Annotated in this window: 25 protein-coding genes; 18 read left to right on the plus strand and 7 right to left on the minus strand. The window is 67.2% G+C overall.

Going from position 1 to position 25,563, the window contains the following annotated elements:
- Positions 1-34: 34 nt before the first annotated feature.
- Together P1IM2_RS01815 and P1IM2_RS01820 are read left to right on the plus strand one after the other, a co-directional pair.
- Positions 35-2,203, plus strand: coding sequence for a primosomal protein N' (locus tag P1IM2_RS01815; RefSeq protein ID WP_062901133.1), 2,169 nt, complete (start codon positions 35-37; stop codon positions 2,201-2,203).
- A 46-nt stretch (positions 2,204-2,249) separates the two neighbouring features.
- The gene (locus P1IM2_RS01820; RefSeq protein ID WP_186401250.1) at positions 2,250-3,830 is read left to right on the plus strand and encodes an esterase family protein; all 1,581 of its coding nucleotides are present in this window, start codon (positions 2,250-2,252) and stop codon (positions 3,828-3,830) included.
- On the opposite strand, the gene P1IM2_RS01825 is transcribed toward P1IM2_RS01820, so the two are convergent.
- The 3 genes from P1IM2_RS01825 to P1IM2_RS01835 are packed head-to-tail and all read right to left on the minus strand — an operon-like array spanning position 3,824 to position 6,107.
- Positions 3,824-4,582 (minus strand): isocitrate lyase/phosphoenolpyruvate mutase family protein, encoded by a 759-nt coding sequence (locus P1IM2_RS01825; protein ID WP_062901135.1) that lies wholly within the window; start codon positions 4,580-4,582, stop codon positions 3,824-3,826. The genes P1IM2_RS01820 and P1IM2_RS01825 overlap by 7 nt on opposite strands.
- Positions 4,579-5,613: a bifunctional transcriptional activator/DNA repair enzyme AdaA gene (locus P1IM2_RS01830; protein WP_186401251.1), complete on the minus strand. Its 1,035-nt coding sequence runs from the start codon at positions 5,611-5,613 to the stop codon at positions 4,579-4,581. Before P1IM2_RS01830 ends, P1IM2_RS01825 begins: the two co-directional genes overlap by 4 nt.
- Positions 5,610-6,107: a DUF1203 domain-containing protein gene (locus P1IM2_RS01835; RefSeq protein ID WP_082819838.1), complete on the minus strand. Its 498-nt coding sequence runs from the start codon at positions 6,105-6,107 to the stop codon at positions 5,610-5,612. The genes P1IM2_RS01830 and P1IM2_RS01835 overlap by 4 nt, the downstream gene beginning before the upstream one ends.
- A gap of 159 nt (positions 6,108-6,266) precedes the next feature.
- On the opposite strand from P1IM2_RS01835, the gene P1IM2_RS01840 reads away from it, so the two are divergent.
- Together P1IM2_RS01840 and P1IM2_RS01845 are read left to right on the plus strand one after the other, a co-directional pair.
- Positions 6,267-7,088, plus strand: a complete 822-nt coding sequence (locus P1IM2_RS01840; RefSeq protein WP_062901138.1) for a DUF2306 domain-containing protein — start codon at positions 6,267-6,269, stop codon at positions 7,086-7,088.
- A 36-nt stretch (positions 7,089-7,124) separates the two neighbouring features.
- Positions 7,125-8,684, plus strand: a complete 1,560-nt coding sequence (locus P1IM2_RS01845) for a S1C family serine protease (protein WP_186401252.1) — start codon at positions 7,125-7,127, stop codon at positions 8,682-8,684.
- A 27-nt stretch (positions 8,685-8,711) separates the two neighbouring features.
- Here P1IM2_RS01845 and P1IM2_RS01850 read toward each other — a convergent pair whose 3' ends face one another.
- Positions 8,712-9,389 (minus strand): dienelactone hydrolase family protein, encoded by a 678-nt coding sequence (locus P1IM2_RS01850; protein WP_186401253.1) that lies wholly within the window; start codon positions 9,387-9,389, stop codon positions 8,712-8,714.
- A 260-nt stretch (positions 9,390-9,649) separates the two neighbouring features.
- On the opposite strand from P1IM2_RS01850, the gene P1IM2_RS01855 reads away from it, so the two are divergent.
- Genes P1IM2_RS01855 through P1IM2_RS01875 form a run of 5 tightly spaced genes read left to right on the plus strand, consistent with a single transcriptional unit; the run spans position 9,650 to position 14,585 of the window.
- Entirely contained in the window at positions 9,650-10,216 is a 567-nt protein-coding gene (locus P1IM2_RS01855; protein ID WP_058811089.1) for a F0F1 ATP synthase subunit delta, read from the plus strand.
- 38 nt (positions 10,217-10,254) lie between these two features.
- Entirely contained in the window at positions 10,255-11,784 is a 1,530-nt protein-coding gene (atpA, locus tag P1IM2_RS01860) for a F0F1 ATP synthase subunit alpha (protein ID WP_003043389.1), read from the plus strand.
- A 57-nt stretch (positions 11,785-11,841) separates the two neighbouring features.
- Complete coding sequence (locus P1IM2_RS01865; RefSeq protein WP_062901142.1) at positions 11,842-12,717, plus strand: F0F1 ATP synthase subunit gamma; 876 nt, start codon at positions 11,842-11,844, stop codon at positions 12,715-12,717.
- Positions 12,718-12,741: 24 nt separating this feature from the next.
- On the plus strand, positions 12,742-14,280 hold the full coding sequence (gene atpD / locus P1IM2_RS01870) for a F0F1 ATP synthase subunit beta (protein WP_082819839.1): 1,539 nt from the start codon (positions 12,742-12,744) through the stop codon (positions 14,278-14,280).
- A gap of 47 nt (positions 14,281-14,327) precedes the next feature.
- Positions 14,328-14,585, plus strand: a complete 258-nt coding sequence (locus tag P1IM2_RS01875; protein ID WP_003043394.1) for an ATP synthase F1 subunit epsilon — start codon at positions 14,328-14,330, stop codon at positions 14,583-14,585.
- Positions 14,586-14,660: 75 nt separating this feature from the next.
- On the opposite strand, the gene P1IM2_RS01880 is transcribed toward P1IM2_RS01875, so the two are convergent.
- On the minus strand, positions 14,661-15,401 hold the full coding sequence (locus P1IM2_RS01880; protein ID WP_062901143.1) for a Crp/Fnr family transcriptional regulator: 741 nt from the start codon (positions 15,399-15,401) through the stop codon (positions 14,661-14,663).
- Between the two features lie 132 nt (positions 15,402-15,533).
- On the opposite strand from P1IM2_RS01880, the gene P1IM2_RS01885 reads away from it, so the two are divergent.
- On the plus strand, positions 15,534-16,925 hold the full coding sequence (locus P1IM2_RS01885) for a DUF1254 domain-containing protein (RefSeq protein ID WP_062901144.1): 1,392 nt from the start codon (positions 15,534-15,536) through the stop codon (positions 16,923-16,925).
- Between the two features lie 42 nt (positions 16,926-16,967).
- Here the strand turns inward: P1IM2_RS01885 and P1IM2_RS01890 are convergent, their stop codons facing one another.
- On the minus strand, positions 16,968-18,152 hold the full coding sequence (locus tag P1IM2_RS01890; RefSeq protein ID WP_186401254.1) for an SPOR domain-containing protein: 1,185 nt from the start codon (positions 18,150-18,152) through the stop codon (positions 16,968-16,970).
- A 258-nt stretch (positions 18,153-18,410) separates the two neighbouring features.
- On the opposite strand from P1IM2_RS01890, the gene P1IM2_RS01895 reads away from it, so the two are divergent.
- From P1IM2_RS01895 to P1IM2_RS01930, 8 genes are all read left to right on the plus strand, one after another.
- The gene (locus P1IM2_RS01895; RefSeq protein ID WP_003048766.1) at positions 18,411-19,133 is read left to right on the plus strand and encodes a ParA family protein; all 723 of its coding nucleotides are present in this window, start codon (positions 18,411-18,413) and stop codon (positions 19,131-19,133) included.
- A gap of 17 nt (positions 19,134-19,150) precedes the next feature.
- Positions 19,151-19,867 (plus strand): hypothetical protein, encoded by a 717-nt coding sequence (locus P1IM2_RS01900; protein ID WP_062901146.1) that lies wholly within the window; start codon positions 19,151-19,153, stop codon positions 19,865-19,867.
- 27 nt (positions 19,868-19,894) lie between these two features.
- Complete coding sequence (locus tag P1IM2_RS01905; RefSeq protein ID WP_062901147.1) at positions 19,895-21,298, plus strand: SPOR domain-containing protein; 1,404 nt, start codon at positions 19,895-19,897, stop codon at positions 21,296-21,298.
- Between the two features lie 276 nt (positions 21,299-21,574).
- Entirely contained in the window at positions 21,575-21,952 is a 378-nt protein-coding gene (crcB, locus tag P1IM2_RS01910) for a fluoride efflux transporter CrcB (RefSeq protein ID WP_062901148.1), read from the plus strand.
- Positions 21,949-23,187, plus strand: a complete 1,239-nt coding sequence (locus tag P1IM2_RS01915; RefSeq protein ID WP_062901149.1) for an RluA family pseudouridine synthase — start codon at positions 21,949-21,951, stop codon at positions 23,185-23,187. The genes crcB and P1IM2_RS01915 overlap by 4 nt, the downstream gene beginning before the upstream one ends.
- The gene (locus P1IM2_RS01920) at positions 23,187-23,810 is read left to right on the plus strand and encodes an FMN-binding negative transcriptional regulator (RefSeq protein WP_186401255.1); all 624 of its coding nucleotides are present in this window, start codon (positions 23,187-23,189) and stop codon (positions 23,808-23,810) included. The genes P1IM2_RS01915 and P1IM2_RS01920 overlap by 1 nt, the downstream gene beginning before the upstream one ends.
- Positions 23,807-24,043, plus strand: a complete 237-nt coding sequence (locus tag P1IM2_RS01925) for a hypothetical protein (RefSeq protein ID WP_003048754.1) — start codon at positions 23,807-23,809, stop codon at positions 24,041-24,043. Before P1IM2_RS01920 ends, P1IM2_RS01925 begins: the two co-directional genes overlap by 4 nt.
- Positions 24,040-24,729 carry an ATP12 family chaperone protein gene (locus P1IM2_RS01930; RefSeq protein WP_062901151.1) on the plus strand — a complete coding sequence of 230 codons (690 nt, stop codon included), beginning with the start codon at positions 24,040-24,042 and terminating at the stop codon, positions 24,727-24,729. The genes P1IM2_RS01925 and P1IM2_RS01930 overlap by 4 nt, the downstream gene beginning before the upstream one ends.
- A gap of 26 nt (positions 24,730-24,755) precedes the next feature.
- On the opposite strand, the gene P1IM2_RS01935 is transcribed toward P1IM2_RS01930, so the two are convergent.
- Positions 24,756-25,559, minus strand: coding sequence for a crotonase/enoyl-CoA hydratase family protein (locus tag P1IM2_RS01935; protein ID WP_186401256.1), 804 nt, complete (start codon positions 25,557-25,559; stop codon positions 24,756-24,758).
- Between the last annotated feature and the right edge of the window lie 4 nt (positions 25,560-25,563).

Below are 25,563 nucleotides of genomic sequence, written 5' to 3' on the forward strand. Positions count from 1 at the left end.
ATTTTCGCCGCGCTCCTATATCGTCATCGCTTCCATGACCCGCGCCCGCGTCCTCCTTCTGACCGCCGCCCTCGGCCCGCTCGACTATCGCGTCCCGCACGGCAGCGACGCGCCGCTCGGCAGCGTCGTCGTCGCGCCGCTCGGCCCGCGGCGGCTGGGCGGCGTGGTGTGGGAGGATGAAAGCTTCGGCGCCCCCGAACCCGTCGGCGACAACCGCCTGCGCAATCTGTTCGAGGTCGTGCCGGTGCCGCCGATCCGCGCCCCGCTGCGCCGCCTCGTCGAATGGACGAGCGACTATTATCTCGCACCCCCGGGATCGGTGCTGCGCATGGTTCTGCCCGGCGCCGCCTTTGCCGACGCGCGGCGCCCCATCGTCGAATATCGCGCCACGGGAGAGCTGCCGGCACGGATGACGCCGCAGCGCACCGTGGCGCTCGAAAAGATCGGCGCGCGCCAAGGCATTGTGCGCGAACTCGCGGCGCTGGGCGAAGTCAGCGAGGCGGTGATCCGCGGCCTCGTCCAGACGGGCGCGCTCGAGGCGGTGAGCGTGTCGGCCGATCAGCCCTACCCGGAGCCCAACCCCGGTTTCGCGCCGCCCGACCTCTCGGACGAGCAAGCGGCCGCCGCCGGGCAATTGCGCGACGCCGTCGCCGCCCGCGGGTTCGAGACGCTGCTGCTCGACGGCGTCACGGGATCGGGCAAGACCGAAGTGTATATGGAGGCGATTGCCGCCGCCATCGAAGCGGGCAGGCAGGCGCTGGTCCTGCTCCCAGAAATCGCGCTTACCGAACCGATGCTGACGCGCTTCGCGGCGCGCTTCGGCTGCGAGCCGGTGGCATGGCACAGCGGGCTGCGGTCGGTCGAGCGGCGGCGCGCCTGGCACGCGATCGCAAGCGGCGAGGCGAAGATCGTCGTCGGCGCGCGCTCGGCGCTGTTCCTGCCCTATGCCGATCTGGGCGTGATCGTCGTCGACGAGGCGCATGAAACCAGCTTCAAGCAGGAGGATGGCGTCCATTATCACGCGCGCGACGTCGCGGTGATGCGCGGCCATTTCGAGGGGCTGCCGGTGATCCTTGCGAGCGCGACTCCGGCGCTCGAAAGCCTCGCGCAGGTCGAGGCAGGGCGTTACCGCCATATCGTGCTGCCCGCCCGATATGGCGGCGCGACACTACCCGACCTGGCAGCAATCGACATGCGGCAGGATCCGCCAGATCGCGGCCGCTGGCTCGCCCCGCCGCTCGTTGAGGCACTCGCCGACCGGTTGCAAAAGGGCGAGCAGAGCCTGCTTTTCCTCAACCGCCGCGGCTTCGCGCCGCTGACGCTGTGCCGTACCTGCGGCCACCGCATCCAATGCCCTAACTGCACCGCGTGGATGGTCGAGCACCGGCTAGTCCATCGCCTCGCCTGCCACCATTGCGGCCATGTGATGCCGCCGCCGCGCCTATGCCCCGAATGCGAGGACGAGGACAGCCTCGTCGCCTGCGGCCCCGGCGTCGAGCGCGTCGCCGACGAGGTGAGCTTACGTTTTCCCGAGGCGCGCACCGCGATTGTCACCAGCGACACCTTATGGTCGCCCGCGAAGGCGGCCGAGTTTGTCGAGGCGGTCGAGGGCGGACTCGTCGACATCATCATCGGCACCCAGCTCGTGACCAAGGGCTATCATTTCCCCAATCTTACGCTCGTCGGGGTGGTCGACGCCGACCTCGGCCTCGACGGCGGCGATCTGCGCGCCGCGGAGCGGACCTTCCAGCAGATCGCACAGGTTGCGGGACGCGCGGGGCGCGGGGTGAAGCCCGGCGAGGTGCTGATCCAGACACGCGTGCCCGACGCGCCGGTGATGGCGGCGCTGGTCGCCAACGACCGCGAAGGCTTTTATGCCGCCGAAACGGCGGCGAGAAAGTTCGCCGGGGCGCCGCCCTATGGCCGCTTCGCCGCGCTCGTCATTTCGTCCGAGGATATCGAAGTCGCGCGCGGCGTCGCGCAGCGGCTGGGCGAAAAGGCGCCTGTCGCCGATGGTCTCGCTATCTATGGCCCCGCGCCCGCGCCGCTTGCGATGCTGCGCGGCCGCCACCGCTTCCGCCTCCTCCTCCACGCGCCGCGCAGTTTCGACCTGCAGGGCGCGATCCGCGACTGGATCGGTCGGATAGATTGGCCGGCAAAGGTGCGCCTCGCGATCGACGTCGATCCCTATAGTTTCGTTTAAGGCGAATCGGCATTTACAGGGCCGACATTGGGGCTAGACCTTTGTCATGTCCCGCTTGACCCTGCGCCTTGCGCTCGCCCTCGCCACCGGCCTCGTTGCCGTCAGCGCCACGCCGCTTCTTGCCGAGCCAATCGCGGTTCCGGTCGTCACGCCAAAGGATCTCGGCGATGAGGGCAGCGGGCGCCTGATCGTCTTCGCTCAAAAGGTCGAACCCGGCGCAAAGCCCCAGGACGCGGTCGACACGTCGCCGTTCGAGCCGACCGGCACCGCGATCGCGGCGATCGAAGTGAGCAGCCTCAAGCCGGGCCGGACCGCAATCGTCGGCACCGACGTCGATGCCTTTCCGGCCGCCTGGTCGACACTGGCGCCGGGCACCTATCGCATCCAGGCGGTGTTCGACCGCAACCATGATTATAATTATGGCGGGCGCGGCGCCGGCGATCTGGTGTCGCCCGTCGTCGAAGCCCGTCTGCCAGGGCCGGTGCCGACCTTGTCCCTCGATCGCGAGATCGCGGGCCAGGATTTTGCAGCCTGGCTTGCCGCGCTATCGCCCGAGGCGCGGGCGGGTATCGAACCCGGGCTGACGTCGGTCGAGCCGCTGTCCGTCCACAGCGCCGCCCTGTCGCGCTTCTGGGGTCGCGACACAGCGATCGAGGGATGGGTCGCCTTGCCGCCGGGCTATGCCAAGGGCGGCGACACCTACCCCACCGTCTATTCGGACGGCGGCTTCGGCAGCACGAGCGACAGCGCGCACGCAAGCGCTGCGCGCACAGCGGCGATGATGGCGAAGGGCGACCTTCCTCCGATGATCTGGGTCTTCCTCGACCATCATATCGCGACCGGAACGCACGAATTTGCCGATTCGGCCAACAACGGCCCGTGGGGAACGGCACTGACGACCGAGGCGATCCCCGCGCTGGAAATGAAATATCGCATGGACGCCCGTCCGTCGGGCCGCTTCCTGACCGGGCACAGTTCGGGCGGCTGGTCGACGTTGTGGTTGCAGGTCGCCTATCCGAAGCTGTTCGGCGGAAGCTGGCCGACCGCGCCCGACCCGAGCGATTTTCACGATTTCACGAATATCGACCTCTATGCGCCTGCCGCCAACGCCTATGCAGGCAGCGACGGAAACGACCGGCCGCTCGTTCGCGAGGACGGCAAGGTCGTCGCGACCTTTCGCCAGTTCGCCCAACTCGAGGCGGTACTCGGTCCCTATGGCGGCCAGCTTGCAAGCTTCGACTGGGTCTTTTCGCCCAAATGCCCCGATGGACGTCCCTGCCCGATGTTCAATCGCGTGACCGGCAAGATCGATCCCGCCGTCGTCACCTATTGGCGCGATCATTATGACATAGCGCATATCATCGCGCGTGACTGGGCACGGCTCAAACCCGATCTCGACGGCAAGATCCATCTTACCGTCGGCACCGCGGACACTTTTTATCTCAACCAGTCAGCCGAGCGGCTGAAGGCCGTCCTCGACGGCCTCGGCGCAAAGGCGAGCTTCCGCTTCGTTCCCGGCCGCACCCACTTCGATCTCTACAAGGAAGGCGACGATCGCTGGGCGCTCACCAAGACGATGGCAAAGGAAATGTACGCCGTGGCGCGGCCCGCAACGGCCACTCAATAATCGGGTTCGCCGCCGCCCAGCACCTGCTGCGCCTGACCGGTCAGCCACGCCATCGCCGCCGCCCACGGCTGATGCCCATGACTGATCCGCGCGACGCCGAGCGCCGCCAGTTCGGCATGGGTCGGCCCCGCCTTGGCGCGCAGGATATTGACCGGTAGCGGCGACGCCGCGCAAATCGCGCCAATGCAGCGCGCATCGCCGAGGAAGGGGACGAACAGCGAGCCTGCGCCGGCATCGGCATAGGCGCGGGCGCGCTCAAGCACGGCGGCGACGAGCCGGTCGCCCTCCTTCGCCGCATCGGCGCCGCGAAAGACATCGCAGCGGGCGTTGACGAAAATTCCGGTATCGGCCGCGGCACGGTAGCGCGCCTGCGCCTCCGCGATCGGCAACAGATCGTTCCGGCCGGGCATCCGGTCCTCCATATTGATCCCCGCCGCTCCCGCCGCCCTTGCCCGCGCGACCGAGGCGCCAACGCTGGCGGGATCGGCGCCATAGCCCGATTCCATGTCGATCGTGACCGGCAAGTCGGTGACCGACAGGATGCGCGCGAGATTCTCGAACACATCGGCGAGCGGAAAATCCTCGCCATCGGCGCGGCCCTGCGCGCCGGCGACGCCATAGCTTCCGGTCGCGATCGCCTTGACCCCCGCGGCGGCGACCGCCTTCGCGCTGCCGGCATCCCAGATATTGACCAGAATCAGCGGGTCACCGGGAATGTGAAGCGCACGGAAGGTCGCGATTTTGTCGGTCATTTAATTTCCCTTTTCAGAAGTTCGCGCTTGATCGGCAGGCCATAGGCATAGCCGCCGAGCGAGCCGTCGCTGCGCACGACGCGGTGGCACGGGATGAGGACCGCGACGTTGTTCGCACCATTGGCGCTGCCCGCGGCGCGCACCGCCTTGGGCTTGCCGACCGCGGCCGCGATGTCGGCGTAGCTGCGCGTCTCGCCCGCCGGTATCTTGCGCAGTTCGCGCCAGACCGCTTCCTGAAAGGCGGTGCCCTTCACATCGAGCGGAATATGGTCAAAACCGGCCGCCGGCGCCTCTACCGCATCGACCACCTGCTGCAGCAGCGCGGTGAAATCGGCGCCGCCCTCGACCAGTTCGGCGGCCGGGAAGCGCGCCTCAAGCGCATCGCGCCCTTCCGCAAAGCTGAGGCGGCACACGCCCTTTGCGGTCGCCGCGACGAGCATGTCGCCAAGGCTCGTCGATACCACCGCCCAGTGAATCGTCGCGCCCTTGCCGCCATTCACCCATGCCGAAGCGGTCATTCCCATGCGTCCCTCCATCGTGTCGTAAAAGCGCGACGGCCCCGAAAAGCCCGCGTCATAGATGGCGTCGGTCACGCGCCCCGCCTCGCTCAACGCCGCCCGGGCGCGCTCCTCGCGCAGCGCCCTTGCATAGGCAGCTGGCGAAAGGCCGGTGTGACGGGTGAAGACGCGCTGAAAATGGGTCGCCGAATAGCCGGTACGCGCCGCAAGATCGGCGAGCGCGAGCGGCTCCTCGCTGTCCTTGATCGCGGCGATGGCGGCGATCACGGCGCCTTCGTCGCGCGCGACATCGTCTGGCAGGCAACGCTTGCACGGGCGCAGTCCGGCGGCGCGTGCTGCGGCTCCGTCGGCGAAGAAGCGGACATTCGCGCGCGCCGGATGCCGCGCCGCGCAGCTCGGCCTGCAATAGATGCCCGTCGTCAGCACACCGGTGACGAAGCGTCCGTCGAGCGCACGGTCGCGGCGCTGCACCGCCGCCCAGCGATCGGAATCGGTCATGCTGTCGGCGCTCATGGCTCGGCTCCCTCGCTCGCATCCCGCTCGATCCGCGCGGCAAAGCATCCGTACGCGGCATTATGGGCGTCGATATAGGCGATGCCGGCGTCCGCGAACAGGTCGCGGATTGCGGCATCGGCTTCGCCCGGCCCTGCGACCCGCGCGGTTCGCAGCATGCCGTCGGCACCAAAGGCACGCATCGCGAGCGGGCGCCCCTCGAACACCGGCGGCGTCCGGTCGCGCCACATCGTGCGCGCCGCGCCGCGCCGGACATAAATGGCATAGGCGCTGCGATAGGGCGTGGCGACGTCGTGGCTGAGGTGATGCAGCAGTACTAGTTCCTCGCCCGCCCTTGCGTCCTCCAGGCTGACCCGGCAGGGAAAGCCGCGGTCGGCGGTGGCAATGACGCGGCGGGCGTTCCGCGCGCTCAGCGCCTCATCGTCGAGCGCGAAAAGCGGGGCGAAGGGCGCGGGGTCCAGCCCCTGAATTCGATAGCGCATTCGATCAGTCATATGCGGCTCCTTTGTCTGCTCGCCGATTTGTCATGCCAGGCGCGGCGATGCGTCCCGATGCTTGCGCTCAAAGCCGGACGATGCGCTCGCCTCTGATTTTTTCCACCAAACCAACAGTTTCGATGCCCGGCATCGACGGATGACATCGGAGACTATCGAATGACGACCATCGACGTATCGCAGACCGGCGGAAAGCGGGCGGCGCCGCGCGACTGGCTCCGGCTTTCCGCTACCCTCTGCTTCCTGTCGATCGCGGCGGGCCAGTTGCTCTTCACCGCCTTCATCCTGCTTTTCTACTACCCGTCCTCCTTGTCGGGTGACTTCGCCGCGTGGAATGCCAAACCGCTGATCAAGGGCTTCGTGCCCGGCGATGTGGGCGGCAATCTCTTCTTTGCGGCACATGTGCTGATGGCGGCGGTCATCACCTTCGGCGGACTGGTGCAGTTGGTGCCCGCGATCCGGGGACGCTGGCCCGCCATCCACCGCTGGAACGGCCGGCTCTATCTGCTCAGCGCGCTGGTGCTCGCGCTCGGCGGGCTCTGGCTGACCTGGGTGCGCGGCACTTGGCTGCACTGGGCGGGCGCGGTGGGAATCAGCCTCGATGCGCTGCTCATTCTTCTCTTCGGCGCGCTTGCATGGCGGGATGCCCGGGCGCGCCGGTTTGCGGCGCACCGGCGCTGGACGCTACGCCTGTTCGCGGTGGCGAGCGCAGTCTGGTTCATGCGCGTCGGCTATATGACCTGGGGCATCGCGGCCGGCGGCGCGGGGATCGGCACGGCGATGGACGGCCCGTTCGACATCTTCCTGGCTTTCGCCAACTCGCTGCTGCCGCTCGGCGTGACCGAACTCTATTTGCGCACCGGCGCGCGGGGCAGGCCCGCGGTGCGATCCGCCGTGACCGTAGTGCTGGCGACGAGCGCGATCGCCATTCTGGTCGGCAGCGCCGGGGCATGGCTGATCATGTGGCGCCCCTACCTCTAACTTGCCTTCGCGCGCGCAGCGACTAGGTTCGCGGCCATGACCCGTCTTCTCGCATTCTTCTTCGCCCCCCTGCTTGCCCTCGTCGCCTTCGCGGTTCCGGCCCGCGCTGCCGACGATATCAGCGCGGTTTCGCGCAGCGTCGTCCGCGTCGTCACCGTAGCGATGGTCGATGGCGAAGTCGTCGGCTTCGGGCATGGCAGCGGCATCGCCATTTCGCCGACCCGCATCCTCACCAACGCCCATGTCGTCGAATCGGCGGCCAAATATCCGAACAATGTCGCGCTCGGCGTCGTCCCCTCCGAAGGGAAGAAAAGCTATGCCGGCAAGCTGATCGCGATCGATACCAAGCGCGACCTGGCGCTCATCGAAATGACCGAGGGGCACGTGCCCGCCGCGGTCATCTATTCGGGGCCGTTCGAGGCGGGGGCAGAGGTCGTCGCGCTCGGCTATCCGGGCAATGTCGACCTTGCGACCGCGCAGAGCGCGACCGATTATATCACCCCGCGCAGCCCGGTGCGAAGCGAGGGCAATCTGTCGAACACCCAAGCGATCGAGGGCATCGCCACCTATGTCCACACGGCGAAGATCGCGCGCGGCAATTCGGGCGGACCGCTCGTCGACAGTTGCGGGCGCATCGTCGGCATCAACACCTTCATCACCCGCGCCGACGACGGCGATTCGCCCTTCGCCTTCGCGATCGCGGGCCGCGAGGTGACGCGCTTCCTTGGCGACGCCGGACAGAGTTTCGCGAGCGTCGGAACGCCGTGCCTGACGATGGCCGAGGCCGACGCCCGCGACCGCGCCGCGCTGGAAGCCGATGCCCGCGCGCTGGCGCAGGCCAATGCCGCGCGCGACGAAGCGGCGAAGCTCGACCATGACCTCAAGGCCGCGCGCGCCGAGGAAGCGGCGATGACCGCGCGTGAGAACCGCATGGCGCTCGCCGGGGTGCTGTTCGTGATCGGCGCGCTCGGCGCCGGGGCGGCGCTGATCTTCTACAATCAGAAGAATATGCGCCGCGCCAAGATCGCGGGGAGCGCCGGGGCCGCGCTGATGCTGTTCGCGGCGCTGCTCTTTGCGACGCGGCCCGATGCGCATGCGGCGCTCGACGCGGTCGAAGGCGATACGGCCGATACGGCGAAGCCCGAAGGGGCCAAGCTTGCCGAAGGCAATTATCTCTGCACGATCCGCCCTGACCGCAGCCGCATTACCGTGTCGTCGACCACCGACGTGCCGGTCGCGATCGCCGCGAACGGCTGCGTCAACGACCGCACCCAATATGCGATGGGCGCCGATGGCCGTTGGCAGCGTATCCTGGTGCCCAATGAGGAGGCGACCGTGACCGTCGCGTCGATCGATCCGGGGGCGAAGGATTATCGCGTCGACCGCTATCTGCTCGATGCCGACACCATGAAGCTCGCGCGCGAGGCGCGGGCGGGGATCACGCTCAAGGCCTGCACCACCGACCCCGACGCGCTTGCCGGGCTCGCGACGCAGCAGGATGCAATTCGCGCCGTACTGCCCGCCAGCCCGAACGAGCGGCTCGTCTACCAGTGCCAGAAGGCGGCGGCAGGGGCGGGAGCAAAGCCAGCGCCCTGATGCTGCGCGGGGTCGCGGCAGCGTCTGCTATCCCCCGCACGCCTTGAACAGCATGAGTGTGCGGTCCCTCGCGAGGTCGGCGCTCGGTTCGTGATAATCCTTGCGGCGGTCGCTGTTGAAGCCGTGGCCCGCCTCATAGACGAAGATTTGCGCGGTCGGATGATCGCGCGCGATCAGCGTCTCGACGCCGTCCATCGGAATGCCGCCGTCGAAGCGGCCGAAATGGGCGATGGCGGCGCACCCCGGCGCCTCATCCTTGAACATTGTCGGGACGAGGCTGCCGTAATAGGAGGAAGCGGCGGCCAGATCGGGGCTGATCTGCGCCATTCGCCACGCGACCGACCCGCCGTAGCAATAGCCGGTGATGAAGACCGGCCCCTTCGCCTTCAGGGCATCGATACAGGTCTGCGCGTCCTTCAGACTCTGTTCGAACGGATGGAGTTCGCGCGCCAGCTGCACCGCGCGCTCGAACTGCGGCCCCGAATAGTCGCTTTCGAACCCCGGATGCTCGCGGTCGAACAGCGCGGGCGACAGCACCTCATAGCCGTCGGCCGCATATTCGTCGCACAGCTCGCGAATATGATCGGTGACCCCGAAGATTTCCTGGATCAGGACGAGCCCGCCGCGGCGTTCGCCGACTGGCTGGGCGTGATAGACCGCGATTTCCGCGCCGTCGTCCATTGTCATACGGATCATTTCGCCCATCGGCCTTGCCCTCTTCCGTGCTTGCCGCGCCAGTCGTGGCGCGATCCGACTTTCGCGCCTGTTTGGAGAAAGTCGGCCGCTTCGACAAGCGCGACGCAAAGGGGGGCGGAAGGTGAAGCGGATTCCTCCCACCCCCACCTTGCATTGCAACAGAATCGTTGCTAGGCGCGCCGCGACTTCGCGCGGGGGTGGTTCGTCGAATTTCCCCGAAAACCGCGCGACCAAATCCCCCACGGGATCGTAGAGAAGGACTTTCGCGCGTGGAGAATTCCGGCGGCATTCAGGGCAACATCACGGCGGGCCTCGCGGGCCGCTATGCCAGCGCGCTGTTCGATCTGGCGAGCGAATCGAAGGCAATCGACGGCGTTCAGGCGAGCCTTGCAACGCTGCAGACCGCGCTGACCGATTCGGCCGATCTGGCGACCCTGATCTCTAGCCCCGTCGTTACCCGCGGCGATGCCGAAAAGGCAATCGAGGCGGTGGCCAAGGCGTTGAAGCTCGATTCGCTGACCGCCAAATTCCTGGGCGTGCTCGCCGAAAATCGCCGCCTTGCCGATCTGCCCGCGATGATCGACGCCTATCATGCGATCGTCGCGGCGCACCGCGGCGAAGTGACCGCCAAGGTCACCAGCGCCCACCCGCTGAGCGCCGAGCAATTGAAGGCGCTCGCCGCCAACCTCAAGACCCGTGTCGGCCGCGACGTGAAGATCGCGACCACCGTCGACCCCGCCATTCTCGGCGGCCTCGTCGTCCAGCTGGGCAGCCAGCTGATCGACGGCAGCATCCGTACCCGTCTCAACAGTTTCGCCCAGGCGATGAAGGGCTGAAAAGCCCGACGCCAAATTGCCCGATGAAAGGCTGAATAATGGAAATCCGCGCCGCTGAAATCAGCAAGGTCATCAAGGACCAGATCGCCAATTTCGGGACCGACGCCACGGTCAGCGAAATTGGTTCGGTGCTCTCCGTCGGTGACGGCATCGCCCGCGTCTATGGCCTCGACAATGTCCAGGCCGGCGAAATGGTCGAATTCGCCAATGGCGTGAAGGGCATGGCGCTCAACCTCGAAGCCGACAACGTCGGCATCGTGATCTTCGGCTCGGACAGCGAGATCAAGGAAGGCGACACCGTCAAGCGCACCGGCACGATCGTCGACGTCCCCGTCGGCAAGGGTCTGCTCGGCCGCGTCGTCGATGGCCTCGGCAACCCGATCGATGGCAAGGGCCCGATCAAGGCCGACAAGCGCATGCGCGTCGAAGTCAAGGCGCCGGGCATCATCCCGCGCACCTCGGTTCACGAACCGGTCCAGACCGGCCTCAAGGCGCTCGACGCGCTCGTTCCCGTCGGCCGCGGCCAGCGCGAACTGATCATCGGTGACCGTCAGACCGGCAAGACCGCCGTCGCGATCGACACATTCATCAACCAGAAGGACGTCAACAAGGGCGACGACGAATCGAAGAAGCTCTACTGCATCTACGTCGCCGTCGGTCAGAAGCGTTCGACCGTCGCGCAGATCGTTCGCCAGCTCGAAGAAAATGGCGCGATGGAATATTCGATCGTCGTCGCCGCGACTGCGTCGGAACCCGCGCCGCTCCAGTATCTCGCCCCCTATGCCGGCGTGACGATGGGCGAGTTCTTCCGCGACAACGGCATGCACGCCGTGATCGTCTATGACGATCTGTCGAAGCAGGCCGTCGCCTACCGCCAGATGTCGCTGCTGCTCCGCCGCCCGCCGGGCCGCGAAGCCTATCCGGGCGACGTTTTCTATCTGCACAGCCGCCTGCTCGAGCGCGCTGCGAAGATGAACAGCGACAATGGTTCGGGCTCGCTCACCGCGCTGCCGATCATCGAAACGCAGGCGGGTGACGTTTCGGCGTACATCCCGACCAACGTGATTTCGATCACCGACGGCCAGATCTTCCTTGAAACCAACCTGTTCAACGCGGGTATCCGTCCGGCGATCAACGTCGGCCTGTCGGTGAGCCGCGTCGGCTCGGCCGCGCAGACCAAGGCGATGAAGAAGGTGTCGGGCTCGATCAAGCTCGAGCTTGCACAGTATCGCGAAATGGAAGCCTTCGCGCAGTTCGGTTCGGACCTCGACGCCTCGACGCAAAAGCTGCTCAACCGCGGCGCGCGCCTGACGCAGCTCTTGAAGCAGCCGCAGTTCCAGCCGATGCCGTTCGAAGAGCAGACCGCATCGATCTTTGCCGGCACCAACGGTTATCTCGACGCTGTCGCGACGACCGACGTGTCGCGCTACGAAGCGGCGATGCTCGCCTATCTGCGCAGCGACCATGCCGATGTGCTGAAGGCGATCCGCGACACCAAGGATCTTGGCGACGACACCAAGAAGAGCCTGGTCGCGGCGCTCGACGCCTTCGCCAAGATTTTCGCGTAAGCCAAGTTACCGTGAGCCCGGCCTCCTGCGCCGGGCTGACGAACAAGAGGGGCCGTAATGGCATCGCTTAAGGAACTCAAAGGGCGGATCGTCTCGGTCAAATCGACCCAGAAGATCACCAAGGCCAAGAAGATGGTTGCCGCCGCCAAGCTGCGCAAGGCGCAGGCCGCGGCCGAAGCTGCGCGGCCCTATGCCGAGCGGCTCGAAGGCGTCGTCGCCAGCCTCGCCTCCAAGGTCGGCGCGTCGGATTCGGCGCCCAAGCTGCTGTCGGGTACCGGCAAGAGCGACACCCACCTGCTGGTCGTGCTCAACAGCGACCGCGGCCTTGCCGGCGCGTTCAACTCGAACATCGTCAAGGCGGCACGCGACAAGGCTCTGGCGCTGCAGGCCGAAGGCAAGACGGTTCGCTTCTTCCTCGTCGGCCGCAAGGGCCGGCCGGTGATCGCCCGCCTCTTCCCCGGCCAGATCATCGAGAATTACGAAACGACCGGCATCCGCGATATCGGCTTCGATCAGGCGAACGAGATTTCGGCGAAGGTGATGGAGCTTTACGAAGCCGGCGCCTTCGACGTCGCGCACCTCTTCTATTCGAAGTTCCGCTCGGCACTGCTTCAGATCGCAACCGGCCAGCAGATGATCCCGGTTCCGCCGCCCGCTGACGTTCCGGCGTCGAGCGGCGCTGCGGTCGAATATGAACCGGGCGAGGAAGAAATCCTTGCTGACCTCTTGCCGCGCAACGTCACCATCCAGATCTTCAAGGGCCTCCTTGAAAACGCCGCGTCCGAACAGGGCGCGTCGATGACTGCGATGGACAATGCGACGCGCAACGCGGGCGAGCTGATCAACAAGCTGACCATCGTTTACAACCGCACGCGTCAGGCGGCGATCACCACCGAACTTATCGAGATTATCGCGGGCGCCGAAGCGCTCTAACCGATCAACCCAAGGAAGAAGACCATGGCTACCGCTCCCGCTGAAAAGAAGGCTCCCGCCAAGAAGGCCGCCGCGCCCAAGGCTGCTGCGCCGAAGAAGGCCGCAGCGCCGAAGGCTGCTGCGACCGGCACCGCGACCGGCCGCGTTGCACAGGTCATCGGCGCCGTCGTCGACGTCCAGTTCACCGGCCCGCTGCCCGCCATTCTGAACGCGCTCGAAACCGACAACAATGGCAACCGCCTCGTCCTCGAAGTTGCGCAGCACCTTGGCGAGAACACCGTCCGCACGATCGCGATGGATGCGACCGACGGCCTGACCCGCGGCCAGCCCGTCACCGACACCGGTGCGCAGATTTCGGTTCCCGTCGGCCCGCAGACGCTCGGCCGCATCCTCAACGTCATCGGTGACCCGATCGACGAGCGCGGCCCGGTGAACAGCGACATGACCGCACCGATCCATGCCAAGGCTCCCGAATTCGTCGACCAGTCGACCGAAGCGGCGATCCTGGTCACCGGCATCAAGGTCATCGACCTGATCGCGCCCTACGCCAAGGGCGGCAAGATCGGCCTGTTCGGCGGCGCCGGCGTCGGCAAGACCGTTCTCATTCAGGAACTGATCAACAACATCGCCAAGGGCCACGGCGGCGTGTCGGTGTTCGCGGGCGTCGGTGAACGCACCCGCGAAGGCAACGACCTCTATCACGAATTCCTCGACGCCGGCGTTATCGCCAAGGACGCCGACGGCAACCCGACCCCCGAGGGGTCGAAGGTGGCGCTGGTGTTCGGCCAGATGAACGAACCCCCGGGTGCGCGTGCTCGCGTCGCGCTCTCGGGCCTGACCATGGCCGAATATTTCCGCGACCAGGAAGGCCAGGACGTTCTGTTCTTCGTCGACAACATCTTCCGCTTCACGCAGGCGGGTTCGGAAGTGTCGGCGCTGCTCGGCCGTATTCCTTCCGCCGTGGGTTACCAGCCGACCCTGTCGACCGACATGGGCGCGCTTCAGGAACGCATCACCTCGACCACCAAGGGCTCGATCACGTCGGTGCAGGCCATTTACGTCCCCGCGGACGACTTGACCGACCCGGCTCCCGCCACCTCCTTCGCTCACTTGGACGCGACCACGACGCTGAGCCGCGCGATTTCGGAACTCGGCATCTATCCCGCGGTCGACCCGCTCGATTCGACCAGCCGCGTGCTGACCGCCGCGACGGTCGGCCAGGAGCATTACGAAACCGCCCGCCGCGTTCAGGAAACGCTGCAGAAGTACAAGTCGCTGCAGGACATCATCGCGATCCTGGGCATGGACGAGCTTTCGGAAGAAGATAAGCTGGTCGTCGCCCGCGCGCGCAAGATCCAGCGCTTCCTGTCGCAGCCGTTCCACGTCGCCGAAGTCTTCACCGGCATCCCCGGCAAGTTCGTGCCGATCGAGGAAACGGTGAAGTCGTTCAAGGCCGTCGTCGACGGCGAATATGACCATCTGCCCGAAGCAGCCTTCTATATGGTCGGCGGCATCGACGAAGCGGTCGCCAAGGCCGCGAAGCTCGCCGAAGACGCGGCCTGAGGATAACGGCCCCTCCCTTTCGGGGGAGGGGTTGTAGGAATAGAGATATGGCTCTGAAGTTCGAACTCGTTACCCCCGCCCGCCTCGAGCGGTCGAGCGACGTCTATATGGTCACCGTGCCGGGCAGCGAAGGCGATTTCTCGGTGCTCGAAGGCCATGCGCCCTTCATGGCGACGCTGCGCAACGGCCCGCTGACCATCTATGCGACGAACGGCGCCCAGCCCGAAACGATCGAGGTCGAAGGCGGCTTTGCCGAAGTGAACGAAGCCGGCCTCACCGTCCTCGCCGAACATATCGCCGGCTGACGCCGCGCGTCGCTTGCCGGATCGAAAAGGGGCCTTGCGGCCCCTTTTTTTGTCGGCGGTGCCGGGGCGGGTCGCCTAATCGCGCTGCGCCGCGAGGCGATCGAGCGCCGCAGGGTCGCGGATGGTAATGCGGTTGTAATCGATGGCGATCAGCCCCGCCTCCTCGAACCCGCGCAACAGCTTGTTCACGCTCTGGCGCGTGACGCCAAGCATCGCGCCCAATTGCTCCTGAGGCAATCGCAAACCCAAGTCGGTCCCCTGTTCGCCCGCGATGCCGTGGATGCGCGCGAGGTCAGCGAGCGTCCACGCCATGCGCTGGTCGAGCGATCCGAGCTGCTGGTCGTTGAGCAGCCGCAGGCTGTCACCCTGCCGCGCGCACATGAGCAGCGCGATGTCACGCCACAGGATCGGATCGGTGTCGAGGATCGCGCGCAGCCCGGCCACCGGCAGATGCACCAGTGTCGTATCCTTATGCGCGCGGTAAGCGAAACGGATCGGCGGATTGTCGAGCAGACGAACGAGCGCGAGCACTTCGAACGGTCCCGACAGGCTGAGCACGAACTTGCGTCCGGCGGCGCTGCCCCGGCTGACCTCGACCCCGCCTGCCGCGATCACGAAAATGTCGCGTTGTTCGGGATCGCGCGCGAAGATTTCGGCGCCGCGCGGATAGTCGGCGCTGCGCGCGATGCGGGCGAGGTCGGCAAGCCGCGCCTCCGGCCAGGCAGCGAAGAGCGGACAGCGGCGCAGCACGGCCAGCCGGTCGCCGTGCGTCGGCGCTGTGTCTTCCCCCACGCTTTCCCGCGACCGCGACGCCATCACCCGTCCTCCCGGCGCCCATAGTAGGATGCGGCGGCAATTTTCCCAACGAGATTGTCGGCCCGATGACAGACTGCGCCCGCCTGCCCCGCTACGGCGCCAATGCAAAGGTGGATAGAGGAGTGAGGTCCTATGAAATATCTGTTGGCGCTGCTGGCGATGCTCGCGGGCACGCTGTCGGGCCCGGCCGTGCAGGCGGCCCCCGCGAGCGAGGAGGAGGCCTATGAGATCGGCCTCGACGCCTATACCTATGGCTATCCGATGGTGCTGATGGACACGACCCGGCTCGTATCGACCAATGCCGGTGCGCCCGGACGGCTGCGCGCGCCGATGAACGATTTCTCGCATATGCGAACCTATCCCGACGCGACCTTCAAGGATGTCGTGCGCCCCAACGCCGACACGCTTTATTCCTCGCTATGGTATGACGTCGGCAAGGACCCGCTCGTCCTGACGCTGCCGAAGACCGCCGGCCGCTATCATGTGGTGCCGATCATGGACATGTGGACCGAGGTGTTCGCGACGCTGGGCACGCGCACCACGGGCAACGACGGTGGTACCGTCGCGCTGGTCGGTCCGCATTGGCAGGGCAGGCTGCCCCAGGGGATGCGGATGGTGCGCAGCCCGACCGACATGGGGTGGATCATCGGGCGCATCCAGACCAACGGCCCCGCCGATTACGACCATGTCCACAGCCTGCAGGCAGGCTATGATGCTGCGCCGCTGTCGCAATGGGGCAAACCGCGCGCCGTCACAATGCCGAAGGTCGACAGCAGCGTCGACATGAAGACCCCGCCGGTGATCCAGGTCGCACAGATGACGCCCGGCGCCTTTTTCGCGCGCTTCGCTGAGGTGATGAAGCGCAATCCGCCGCACGCGACCGATTACGCGATCCTGCTGCGCATGGAGCGCGTGGGTCTGGTTCCGGGACAGGATTTCGACCTCGCAAAGGCCGATCCGGCGGTCCAGCGCGGCCTGACGCGCGCCGCGGCCGACGCCTATCAGCGGATGCTCGATCGCCGTAAACGGCTGGCGCTGACGCGCAACAATTGGGTTGCGCTGGGCAATGCGCTGGGCGTCTATGGCAATGACTATCTGCAACGCGCCTTCGTTGCCTATGCCGGGCTGGGTGCGCTGCCGCCCGAGGAAGCCATCTACCCGATGGCGCCGCTCGACAGCGAGGGCAAGCCGCTGACCGGTGCCGCACGCTATGTGCTGCATTTCGACAAGGACCAGCTTCCGCCCGCCGACGCCTTCTGGTCGCTGACCATGTATGGCGAAGATCAGTTCTTCGTCGACAATCCGATCGGCCGCTATGCGATCGGCGATCGCGACAAGCTGGCGTTCAATGCCGACGGATCGCTCGACCTCTATATCCAGAAGGACGACCCCGGCGCCGACAAACAGGCCAACTGGCTGCCCGCCCCCGCCGGGTCCTTTTCGATGAACCTGCGCCTCTACCTGCCCGAGCGCGCGGCCCGCGAAGGCCGCTGGACGCCGCCCGCAATCAAGCGGCTGCCCTGAAGCGGATTGAGGTAAGGCGAAGCGGGCCTGCCGCGCCGACGGCTATTTGTCGACGACGAGGCAGGCCTGTCCGCTCTTCTGGAGCGTAGCGCAAAAGCCCTGGGCATCGGCGCGGGTGGCAAAGCCAGTGGCGTGAAGCCGCGTGACCGACCCCGCCTTGACATAGGCGGGGGTCTGGGCCGCGACGGCGGGATATTTGCGCGCCAGCGTCGCCCACAATTTCTTCGCATTGCCATCGACCGCAAAGGCGCCGAGCTGTGCGCGCCACGGGCCGGAGGTTGCGGCGCGCACCGGCGCGGGCTTGGCCGCGGCATCGGGCGTCGCCGCCGGTTCGACGCGGATACGTTTGGGCGCCGGAGCCGCGGCCGGGGTTGCCGGCAGCGGGCCCGCCAGCGGCGGCGCAGCATAGCTGGTCCCTGGCTTGGCGGCGGCCGTCGCGGCGACGCCATCGGCTCTCGCTTCGCTCGCGGCGGTGGCGGCGTCGCGCGACTTGGCGGGCTTCGCGGCGGAGGGCTGCGGTTCGATCAGCGGCGGCGGCGTATAGCTCGCGCCCGGTTGGGAGGCCGGCAGGCTGGCCGTGCGGATCGTCGGCGCGGGCGCTGCGTCGGGCGCCGGGGCGCCCGCACTGACCGCCGCGAGACGCGCACGCGCTTCGTCCTTTTCCATCTGCGGCAGCATGGCGAGCCCGCGCTGACGCTGGTCGAGCGGCACGAGCTGGTCGAGCTGGACCAGCCGCGCCGAGGCGACAGTCAGCCCGGCATCGCTGGCGCGTTTCGTCAGCGCATAGCTGCGCGGCCAGTCCTTGGCGATGAGGTCGCCGTTGAACAGCGCGGTGCCGAGTACATATTGCGCGCGCGGCTCGCCGCGTTCGGCCGAGCGGATGATATAGGGCATCGCCTCCTTCTGCCGCCCGGCGGTGAAGATGACGAGGCCAAGATTATCCTCAGCCTGGAGATGGCCCTGTTTTGCGGCGCGGCGATACCAGCTTTCGGCCTGCACCAGATCGACCGCCACACCGCGCCCTAGCTTGTACGCCTGGCCCAGATTGAACTGCGCATCGGCATCGCCGGCGAGCGCCAGCGGCCGCCATTCGGCCACCGCCTTCGCAAAATCGCCGGCCTGCCATGCGTCGACGCCATCCTTGACGTCCGCGTGAGCGGGCAGCGCGAAAGCGAGGGCCGAAGCGATCGGGAGCGCGAGGCGCAGCGCGGTGCGAAATGAACGCATCTTATTCTCCAATGACTTGCGCCGCACCGGGCGGGCGGCCGTCGCGGCAGCCGGTCCTAACCCCAAATGGCTAACAGCCCCTTAGCATAGAGGCCGGGCGCAGCGAAGTTGCCCCGCTTCGGCACATGTCGTTACTGACGCCTTGTTAACCAGATTCCTGCGCAATTCGTTCACCTTCTTTTTATCATCGTTAACCCAATTTTAGCTCCCTGCATGGCATTCCCCCGCCAATTCGTTGATTTTTTCAGGGGGACAGCAGTGCGCGTTCTGGCATTGGCTTCACAAAAGGGCGGGTCGGGCAAGACGACCCTGTCGGGGCATCTGGCGGTGCAGGCCCAGCTTGCAGGCGCCGGTCCGGTCGTCCTGATCGACATCGATCCGCAGGGTTCGCTTGCCGACTGGTGGAATGAACGCGAGACCGATCTGCCGGCCTTTGCGCAGACGACCGTCGCGCGGCTGGCGTCCGACCTCGAGATATTGCGCCAGCAGGGCTTCAAGCTCGCGGTCATCGACACACCGCCCGCGATCACCATGGCGATCCAGAGCGTGATTTCGGTCGCCGAGCTGATCGTCGTCCCGACGCGTCCGAGCCCGCACGACCTGCGCGCCGTCGGCGCCACCGTCGACCTGTGCGAACGAGCGGGCAAGCCGCTGGTGTTCGTCGTCAACGCGGCAACCCCGAAAGCCAAGATCACAAGCGAAGCGGCGGTTGCGCTGTCGCAGCACGGCACCGTCGCGCCGGTAACGCTGCACCATCGCACCGATTATGCGGCTTCGATGATCGATGGCCGCACGGTGATGGAGGTCGATCCGAACAGCCGTTCGGCCGACGAGATCCGCCAGCTTTGGACCTATATAAACGACCGGCTGGAAAAGAATTTCCGCCGCACCGTCTTCTCCGCCCCGATGCCGGCACAGCCCGGCTACGGCACCGTCCGCCCGATGGGCGGCGGTTTCGGCCGCCGCATGGCCGGCCAGTGAACGGGGGAGTAGAAAAAATGGGCGAACCCAAACCCCTCGCATCGCTGAGCGCCGGACTGCTGGCCCGCAAGGGCGCTGCACGGCCTGCCATGCGCCGCCAGCCACTCGGCAGCGGCCCCGCCGCGACCTTCGGCCAGCAGGGCTATGACGATCTGGGCTGGAACGACATGGGCTATGATGTCGATCCGCAGCAGTCGACGGAACCGGCACGCATGGTCGATCTGAAGCCGCTGCTCGCCGGATCGGTGCTCGATCACAATGCCGCTGCCGAACATGCGGTCGACGCCAGCACCGGCCACGAGCTGATCGCCGAAGAAACGGCCGACCTGACGCCCGCCGACATGGCGCCGCTCGATCCGACGCCGGTCGATCTGACTGGCGCGCCGGCGGCCGACTTTGCTCCCGAAGCAGTCGAAGTTCCCGAAATCGTTCGCCAGCAGGAATCGCTGATCGAGCGCGTCGCGGCCGTCGCCCGCAAGGTCGAGGCGCGGCCCGAGCCCAAGGCGAAGAAGGACAAGGCGCCGCGAACGCAGCGCGCTCGCGAAAAAGCGGCGTTCACGCTCCGCCTCGATGCCGAACGCCATTTGCGCCTGCGCCTTGCGAGTGCGGTGACCAACCGGTCGGCGCAGACGATCCTGACCGAACTGCTCGACGATTATCTGTCGGCCTTGCCCGAAATCGACGCGATGGCGAGCCGCCTGCCCGCCGCGCGCCCGCTGCGCAAGTCGGCCTGATCCGGACCAGATAAAGGGGGACCTGACATGAACCGCAACATGCTGATGAAGCTCGCCGTTTCGGGCTTTGTCCTGGGCGTTACCACGACCGGGTGCGCCGCACCCGGCAAGGTCGCCGCGGGGCCGAACGATGCCGCGGGCAAGCCCGAGGTTGCCGCCGCGTCGGCCGAAAAGGCGCGCGCCGCCCTTGAGGATGGCAAGGTCAGCAAGGCGGTCGGTCTTGCCGAAGCCGCGGTCGCGGCGAGCCCACGCGACGGCCATTACCGCGCGCTGCTCGGTCAGGCCTATCTGAACGACGGACGCTTCGCCTCGGCGACCGACGCCCTGTCGGAAGCGATGGAGCTGGGCGTCAAGGACAGCAACACGGTGCTCGCAATGACGCTGGCGCATATCGCACAGGGCAAGACATCGCAGGCGGTGTCGCTGCTCAAGGAAAATTTCGATACCGTTCCGGCCCCCGACCTCGGCCTCGCGCTCGCGCTGGCCGGAGACACCGAATCGGCAATCTATATCCTGACCGAAGCCGCGCGCGCCGAAGGCGCGACCGCGCGCACGCGGCAGAATCTGGCGCTGGCGCTTGCCCTGTCGGGCCGCTGGGCGCAGGCGCGCATCGTCGCGTCGCAGGATCTGTCGCTCGCGAAGGTGGAAACGCGCATGGCCGAATGGTCGAAACTGGCCGAACAACCCAATTCGCAGCTTCGCGTCGCGAGCCTGATCGGCACGACGCCGCAACAGGATGCCGGTATGCCGGTGCGCCTTGCGCTCAGCAACTTCGCCGGTACGCAGATGGCCGCCGCCGATACCGCGCCGGCCGCCGACGCCCCGGTTCTGGCGAGCGCCGATCCCGCGCCGGTCGGTCAGTTTGCGCCGCCGCCGCCGCTGCTCGCCAGTGCCGACAGCGCGATCCGCACGGTCGAACTGCCGATGCCGCAGCGCGACGCCAATGGCGTCGTGCCGGTCACCGATCTGCCGCAGCCCAAGGCCGCGCCCGTCATCATGGCCGACGCCAAGCCCTATCGCGCCGCGCCGCGCGTCGCGGGCGATTATGTTCGCAAGCCGTCGCCCGAAGCGAAGGAACTGGCCGCGAAGGTCATGCCGCGCGTCGCCGCCTTCGATGCCGCCAGGCCGCAGGGCTGGGCCGTCCAGCTCGGCGCCTATGACAGCCTGGGCATCGCCAAGGAAAAGTGGGGCGTGTTGAAAAAGCGCAACGGCGTGCTGGCCGCTTATCCGGCTTCGAGCCATTCAGCGGTCGTCGATGGCCGCACCTTCTTCCGCTTGACCGTCAACGGTCTCGGCTCGCGCGCCGACGCCGTGAAGCTGTGCCGCAGCCTCAAGGCCCAGGGCCAGAGCTGCTTCGTCCGCGAAATGGGCGGCAGCGAGGCGATCCAGTGGGCATCGGCGGGCAAGCCGGTGCGCATGGCCGCGCGCTGAACAAAGTTATCCCCTTCCACCAGAGGAAGGGGTTTAGGGGGGAAAGGGGCGTAGCCGGGGGGCCGCGCCCCTTTCGCGTCTGCAGGCGCTCTCCCTGGCGCGCCAGCACCTATTCGCCGAGCGCCGACAGGCGGTAAGAAGGTCCGATCGGAACTTGTTTTGTTCTCATCGCCGTGCCCCCTTGGCGACGATCCCTGTCGCCGACAGGCAGCGATGCGATCAACAACGGGCGATCGCCGGCTTTGCGCCACGCGCTTTTACGGCTAGGGCGAGCGGATGAACGGACTTTTCCCTGTCATGGTCGGCGGTGCGATCGGCGCGGGTGCGCGGCACCTGGTCGGCCAGATCCTGCTCGCGCGGCTTGGCCCCGGCTTTCCCTGGTGGACCTTGTCGGTCAATATCGCCGGCAGCCTGATGATGGGGCTGCTGATCGGCTGGCTCGCGCGTAGCGGCGGCAGCGATCAGGCCCGACTGTTCTTGGGCGTCGGGGTGCTGGGCGGCTTCACCACCTTCTCGTCGTTCAGCATGGAGTTTTGGACGCTGTTCGAACGGGGCCAGATGGCGCAGGCGGCGGCCTATGTCGGCGCGTCGGTCATCATCGGTATTGCGGCGTGCGGCGTCGGAATGGCCATGATGCGGCAGCTTCCCGCATGAGCGGCGACAGCGCCATTGTCGCCGAGGAGGATGACGGCATCCGCCTCGACCGCTGGTTCAAAAGGCACCGGCCGGGCACGCCCCACGCGCTGATCGCGCGCTGGGCCCGGTCGGGTGAACTGACCGTCGACGGGCGCAAGGCCGATGTCTCGGACCGGATCGAGGCGGGGCAGACAATCGCGATGCCGGTACCGCCCACGGCGCCAACCGGCCCCCGGCCGCGCAAGGAAAAGGCGCTGTCGCCCGCCGATATCGCGCTCGCCGAAGCGATGGTCATCCACCGCGACAAGAGCGCGCTGGTGCTCGACAAGCCGCCGGGCCTCGCGACGCAAGGCGGAACCAAGACCGACAGCCATGTCGACGGCCTGCTCGGCGCCCTGCAGGGCGATGCCGCCGTGCGTCCCAAGCTGGTCCACCGGCTCGACAAGGATACGTCGGGCGCGCTGCTCGTCGCGCGCACTCCGCGCGCCGCCGCATGGTTCGCCAAGGCCTTTTCGAACCGCAGCGCTCGCAAGACCTATTGGGCGATCGTTGTCGGCGTCCCCGACATCGCGCAGGGCGAGATCGACCTGCCGCTCGCCAAGCAACCCGGATCGGGCGGCGAGAAGATGCACGTCGACGAGAAAGGCCTGCCGTCGAAATCGCGCTATCGCGTCATCGAACGCGCGGGGAACAGTGCGGCGTGGGTCGAACTGCAGCCGCTGACCGGCCGCACGCATCAATTGCGCGTCCATATGGCGGCGATCGGCCATCCGATCGTCGGCGACGGCAAATATGGCGGCAAGGGCGCGTTCCTGACCGGAACCATCAGCCGCAAACTGCACCTGCACAGCCGCCGGCTGCGCATCGACCATCCCGACGGCGGCGCGATCGACATCAGCGCGCCGCTGCCGCCGCATTTCGCCGAAAGTCTGGAGGCGCTGGGCTTCGACCCGCTGCTCGGCGACCTGCTGACCGAAGAGGCGCCGCGCGTATCGACCAAGACGGTGCAGAAGGCGAAGGCCAAGGCGCATGCGAAGCAGGTGCGCAAGGCACGACGCGGTGAACGGCGCGGCCGTGCCGAGGCGAAGGTCCAATCGAAACAGGGGACGGCGAAAGCAGCGAAGTCGAAACCGGGGACGGCGAAATCCGGCGCACCGAAGCCGGGCGGCAAACCGTCCGCAAAGCGCGGCCCGGCGAAGCCCGGCGCCGCCAAGACGGGCGCCCGCGGTCCGGCGCCGCGGAAGCCGCGCTGATGCACCCCAATCCGGCGTTCCGGCCCCGACAGGACGATCTCGCCGCGCTGCTGGTGCGCGAGATCGGCTTTGCCGCCATTTTCGCGGCGACGCCCGACGGTCCGCGCGTCGCCCACGCGCCCGTCGTGCTCAGCGCCGACGCGACGACGCTGCAATTCCACCTCGCGCGCGGTAACGGGCTGACGAAGCATCTTGCCGGCGCGCCGGCGCTCGCGGTGGTGCAGGGCCCCGATGCCTATGTCAGCGCCAACTGGTACGCCGACGCCGCAACCGCGGTACCGACATGGAATTATGTCGCGGTCGAGATGGAAGGCGTGCCGCGCAAGCTGGGCGTTGCCGAACTGGTCGCGCAGCTCGACACGCTGTCGACGCTGCACGAGGCACGCGTTGGCGAAAATCCGCCGTGGACGCGCGCCAAGTTGGACGCCAGCCATTTCGCGCGGTTGACCAGCGCAATCACCGGCTTCGAGATGCGGATCAGCGCATGGCGGCCGACGGTGAAACTGTCGCAGAACAAGGATGCCGCCGAGCGCGAGCGCGTGGCAGCGGGAATCGAGCGGACGGGCCACGGCGCCCTGGCGCATTTGATGCGCCAGCTCGCAGGCGATAAGGCGGGGGCATGAGCAACGAACAGGACCGGCTGGCCAAGAAGCGCTTTTTCGCGCTGTCGGCGATGCGAATCGTCGGCGCGCTTTTCATCATGGCGGGCTTCGTGCTCATACGGGGCGGCTGGGCAATCGCCGGTCAGCCCACCGATCGCTGGATCGGTGTGATCGTTGTCCTGACCGGCGTGTTCGATTTCGCAATCATGCCGCGCATCCTGGCGCGCCGCTGGCGGACACCGCCCGCGCCATGAAACGCTTCTGGAAGAATGCCGCGACCGTCCCCCAGGACGGCGGCCGAGGCATCGCGCTCGACGGGCGCCCGGTGCGCACCCCCGCGCGCGCGCCGCTGGTGGTGCCGAGCGAGAGGCTCGCCGAAGCGATCGCCGCCGAATGGAATGCGCAGGGCAGCGACATCGACCCGGCGGCGATGCCGATGACCGGTATCGCCAACGCCGCGATCGATCTGGCGACGGGCGACCGCGCGGCCTTTGCCGAGACTATCGCCGCCTATGCCCAGACCGATCTACTCTGCTACCGCGACGACCGCGATGCCGCGCTGCAAGGCGAACAGGCTTCGGCGTGGAATCCGCTGCTCGCCTGGGCGGAGGCGCGGCACGGCATCGAATTCGCGCTGGCACAAGGCGTGCTGCCGATCGACCAGCCCGCCGCGACGGTCGCGGCGCTGCGCGAGGCGGTGCACGCGCTCGATCCCTTTCGCCTCGCGCCGCTGTCGCCTCTCGTCACCATCGGCGGGTCGCTCGTCGCCGGGCTCGCGCTCGTCGAGGACGCCTTCGCCGCCGACATGCTCTGGGAGGCGGTCAGCCTCGACGAACTGTATCAGGAACGCCGCTGGGGCGCCGACAGCGAAGCGCAAAAGGCGCGCGACCGCCGCGCCGCCGACTGGGGCAATGCGGCGCGGTTCTTGCGCTTACTCTGACGAATCCGATGCTCTGACGCCTCCGCTCAATCGGCGAAGTCGGGCTTGCGCTTCTGCATATGCGCCATCACCGCCTCCATCTGATTGGGGGTGCGGATGACCTTTATCTGTTCGTCGCTTTCGGCCTGCAGGATTTCGGCATCGCTCGCGTCGGCGAGCATGTTGCACAGCCGCTTGGCGCCGCGGATCGCATGTGGATTCTTGCCCGCGATCACCCCCGCAAGTTCCATCGCCTTGGCGAGCGGTTCTTCGGCGACATGCGTCGCAAAGCCCAGCGCCTTTGCCTCGACGCCGTTGAATTCGCGGTTGGTGTAGATCATCTCGCGCAGCACGTCGTCGGCGACCTGGGTGCGCCACAGCGCCATGCCGGCGACATCGGGGACAAGGCCCCAGCGCATTTCCATGATCGCGATCCGCGTATCGGGATGAACGATGCGAATATCGGCTGCGGCCATGATCTGGCTGCCCGCGCCAAAGGCGACGCCGTGCACCGCCGCGATCACCGGCACCGGCAGTTCGCGCCAGCCCCAGGCGGCATATTGCGCGTTGTTGGCAAGGCCGCGCGTCCGTTCGGCGAGCCCGCCGCCGGCGCTGCTCGCGCCCGGATCGCGCTCGCCGCCGAGGCTGGAGAGATCGAGCCCGGCGCAAAAGGCGCGCCCCTCGCCCGACAGGACGACGACGCGCAGCCCCGCGGTCGCCTTGAGCTGGTCGACCGCCGCTGCAAGCGCCTCCCACATCGCGCCGTCGAGCGCGTTCATCTTGTCGGTGCGGATCAGGCGGACGTCGGCGATGCCGTCGTCGAGCATGGTGATCGAAATACGGTCCTGCATGGAG

The sequence above is a fragment of the Sphingopyxis sp. P1IMeth2 genome (assembly GCF_900185685.1).
Lineage (GTDB): Bacteria > Pseudomonadota > Alphaproteobacteria > Sphingomonadales > Sphingomonadaceae > Sphingopyxis > Sphingopyxis terrae_A.

Excerpts from the sequence above, each read along its gene's own strand:
- P1IM2_RS01900 (WP_062901146.1), top strand. The coding sequence starts at position 19,151 with ATGGGCGAACCCAAACCCCTCGCATCGCTGAGCGCCGGACTGCTGGCC.
- P1IM2_RS01815 (WP_062901133.1), top strand. The coding sequence starts at position 35 with ATGACCCGCGCCCGCGTCCTCCTTCTGACCGCCGCCCTCGGCCCGCTC.
- P1IM2_RS01905 (WP_062901147.1), top strand. The coding sequence starts at position 19,895 with ATGAACCGCAACATGCTGATGAAGCTCGCCGTTTCGGGCTTTGTCCTG.
- crcB (WP_062901148.1), top strand. The coding sequence starts at position 21,575 with ATGAACGGACTTTTCCCTGTCATGGTCGGCGGTGCGATCGGCGCGGGT.
- P1IM2_RS01835 (WP_082819838.1), bottom strand. The coding sequence starts at position 6,107 with ATGACTGATCGAATGCGCTATCGAATTCAGGGGCTGGACCCCGCGCCC.
- P1IM2_RS01875 (WP_003043394.1), top strand. The coding sequence starts at position 14,328 with ATGGCTCTGAAGTTCGAACTCGTTACCCCCGCCCGCCTCGAGCGGTCG.
- P1IM2_RS01930 (WP_062901151.1), top strand. The coding sequence starts at position 24,040 with ATGAAACGCTTCTGGAAGAATGCCGCGACCGTCCCCCAGGACGGCGGC.
- P1IM2_RS01865 (WP_062901142.1), top strand. The coding sequence starts at position 11,842 with ATGGCATCGCTTAAGGAACTCAAAGGGCGGATCGTCTCGGTCAAATCG.
- P1IM2_RS01820 (WP_186401250.1), top strand. The coding sequence starts at position 2,250 with ATGTCCCGCTTGACCCTGCGCCTTGCGCTCGCCCTCGCCACCGGCCTC.
- P1IM2_RS01845 (WP_186401252.1), top strand. The coding sequence starts at position 7,125 with ATGACCCGTCTTCTCGCATTCTTCTTCGCCCCCCTGCTTGCCCTCGTC.
- P1IM2_RS01890 (WP_186401254.1), bottom strand. The coding sequence starts at position 18,152 with ATGCGTTCATTTCGCACCGCGCTGCGCCTCGCGCTCCCGATCGCTTCG.
- atpD (WP_082819839.1), top strand. The coding sequence starts at position 12,742 with ATGGCTACCGCTCCCGCTGAAAAGAAGGCTCCCGCCAAGAAGGCCGCC.
- P1IM2_RS01935 (WP_186401256.1), bottom strand. The coding sequence starts at position 25,559 with ATGCAGGACCGTATTTCGATCACCATGCTCGACGACGGCATCGCCGAC.
- P1IM2_RS01825 (WP_062901135.1), bottom strand. The coding sequence starts at position 4,582 with ATGACCGACAAAATCGCGACCTTCCGTGCGCTTCACATTCCCGGTGAC.
- P1IM2_RS01840 (WP_062901138.1), top strand. The coding sequence starts at position 6,267 with ATGACGACCATCGACGTATCGCAGACCGGCGGAAAGCGGGCGGCGCCG.
- P1IM2_RS01830 (WP_186401251.1), bottom strand. The coding sequence starts at position 5,613 with ATGAGCGCCGACAGCATGACCGATTCCGATCGCTGGGCGGCGGTGCAG.
- atpA (WP_003043389.1), top strand. The coding sequence starts at position 10,255 with ATGGAAATCCGCGCCGCTGAAATCAGCAAGGTCATCAAGGACCAGATC.
- P1IM2_RS01920 (WP_186401255.1), top strand. The coding sequence starts at position 23,187 with ATGCACCCCAATCCGGCGTTCCGGCCCCGACAGGACGATCTCGCCGCG.
- P1IM2_RS01885 (WP_062901144.1), top strand. The coding sequence starts at position 15,534 with ATGAAATATCTGTTGGCGCTGCTGGCGATGCTCGCGGGCACGCTGTCG.
- P1IM2_RS01880 (WP_062901143.1), bottom strand. The coding sequence starts at position 15,401 with ATGGCGTCGCGGTCGCGGGAAAGCGTGGGGGAAGACACAGCGCCGACG.
- P1IM2_RS01850 (WP_186401253.1), bottom strand. The coding sequence starts at position 9,389 with ATGGGCGAAATGATCCGTATGACAATGGACGACGGCGCGGAAATCGCG.
- P1IM2_RS01915 (WP_062901149.1), top strand. The coding sequence starts at position 21,949 with ATGAGCGGCGACAGCGCCATTGTCGCCGAGGAGGATGACGGCATCCGC.
- P1IM2_RS01925 (WP_003048754.1), top strand. The coding sequence starts at position 23,807 with ATGAGCAACGAACAGGACCGGCTGGCCAAGAAGCGCTTTTTCGCGCTG.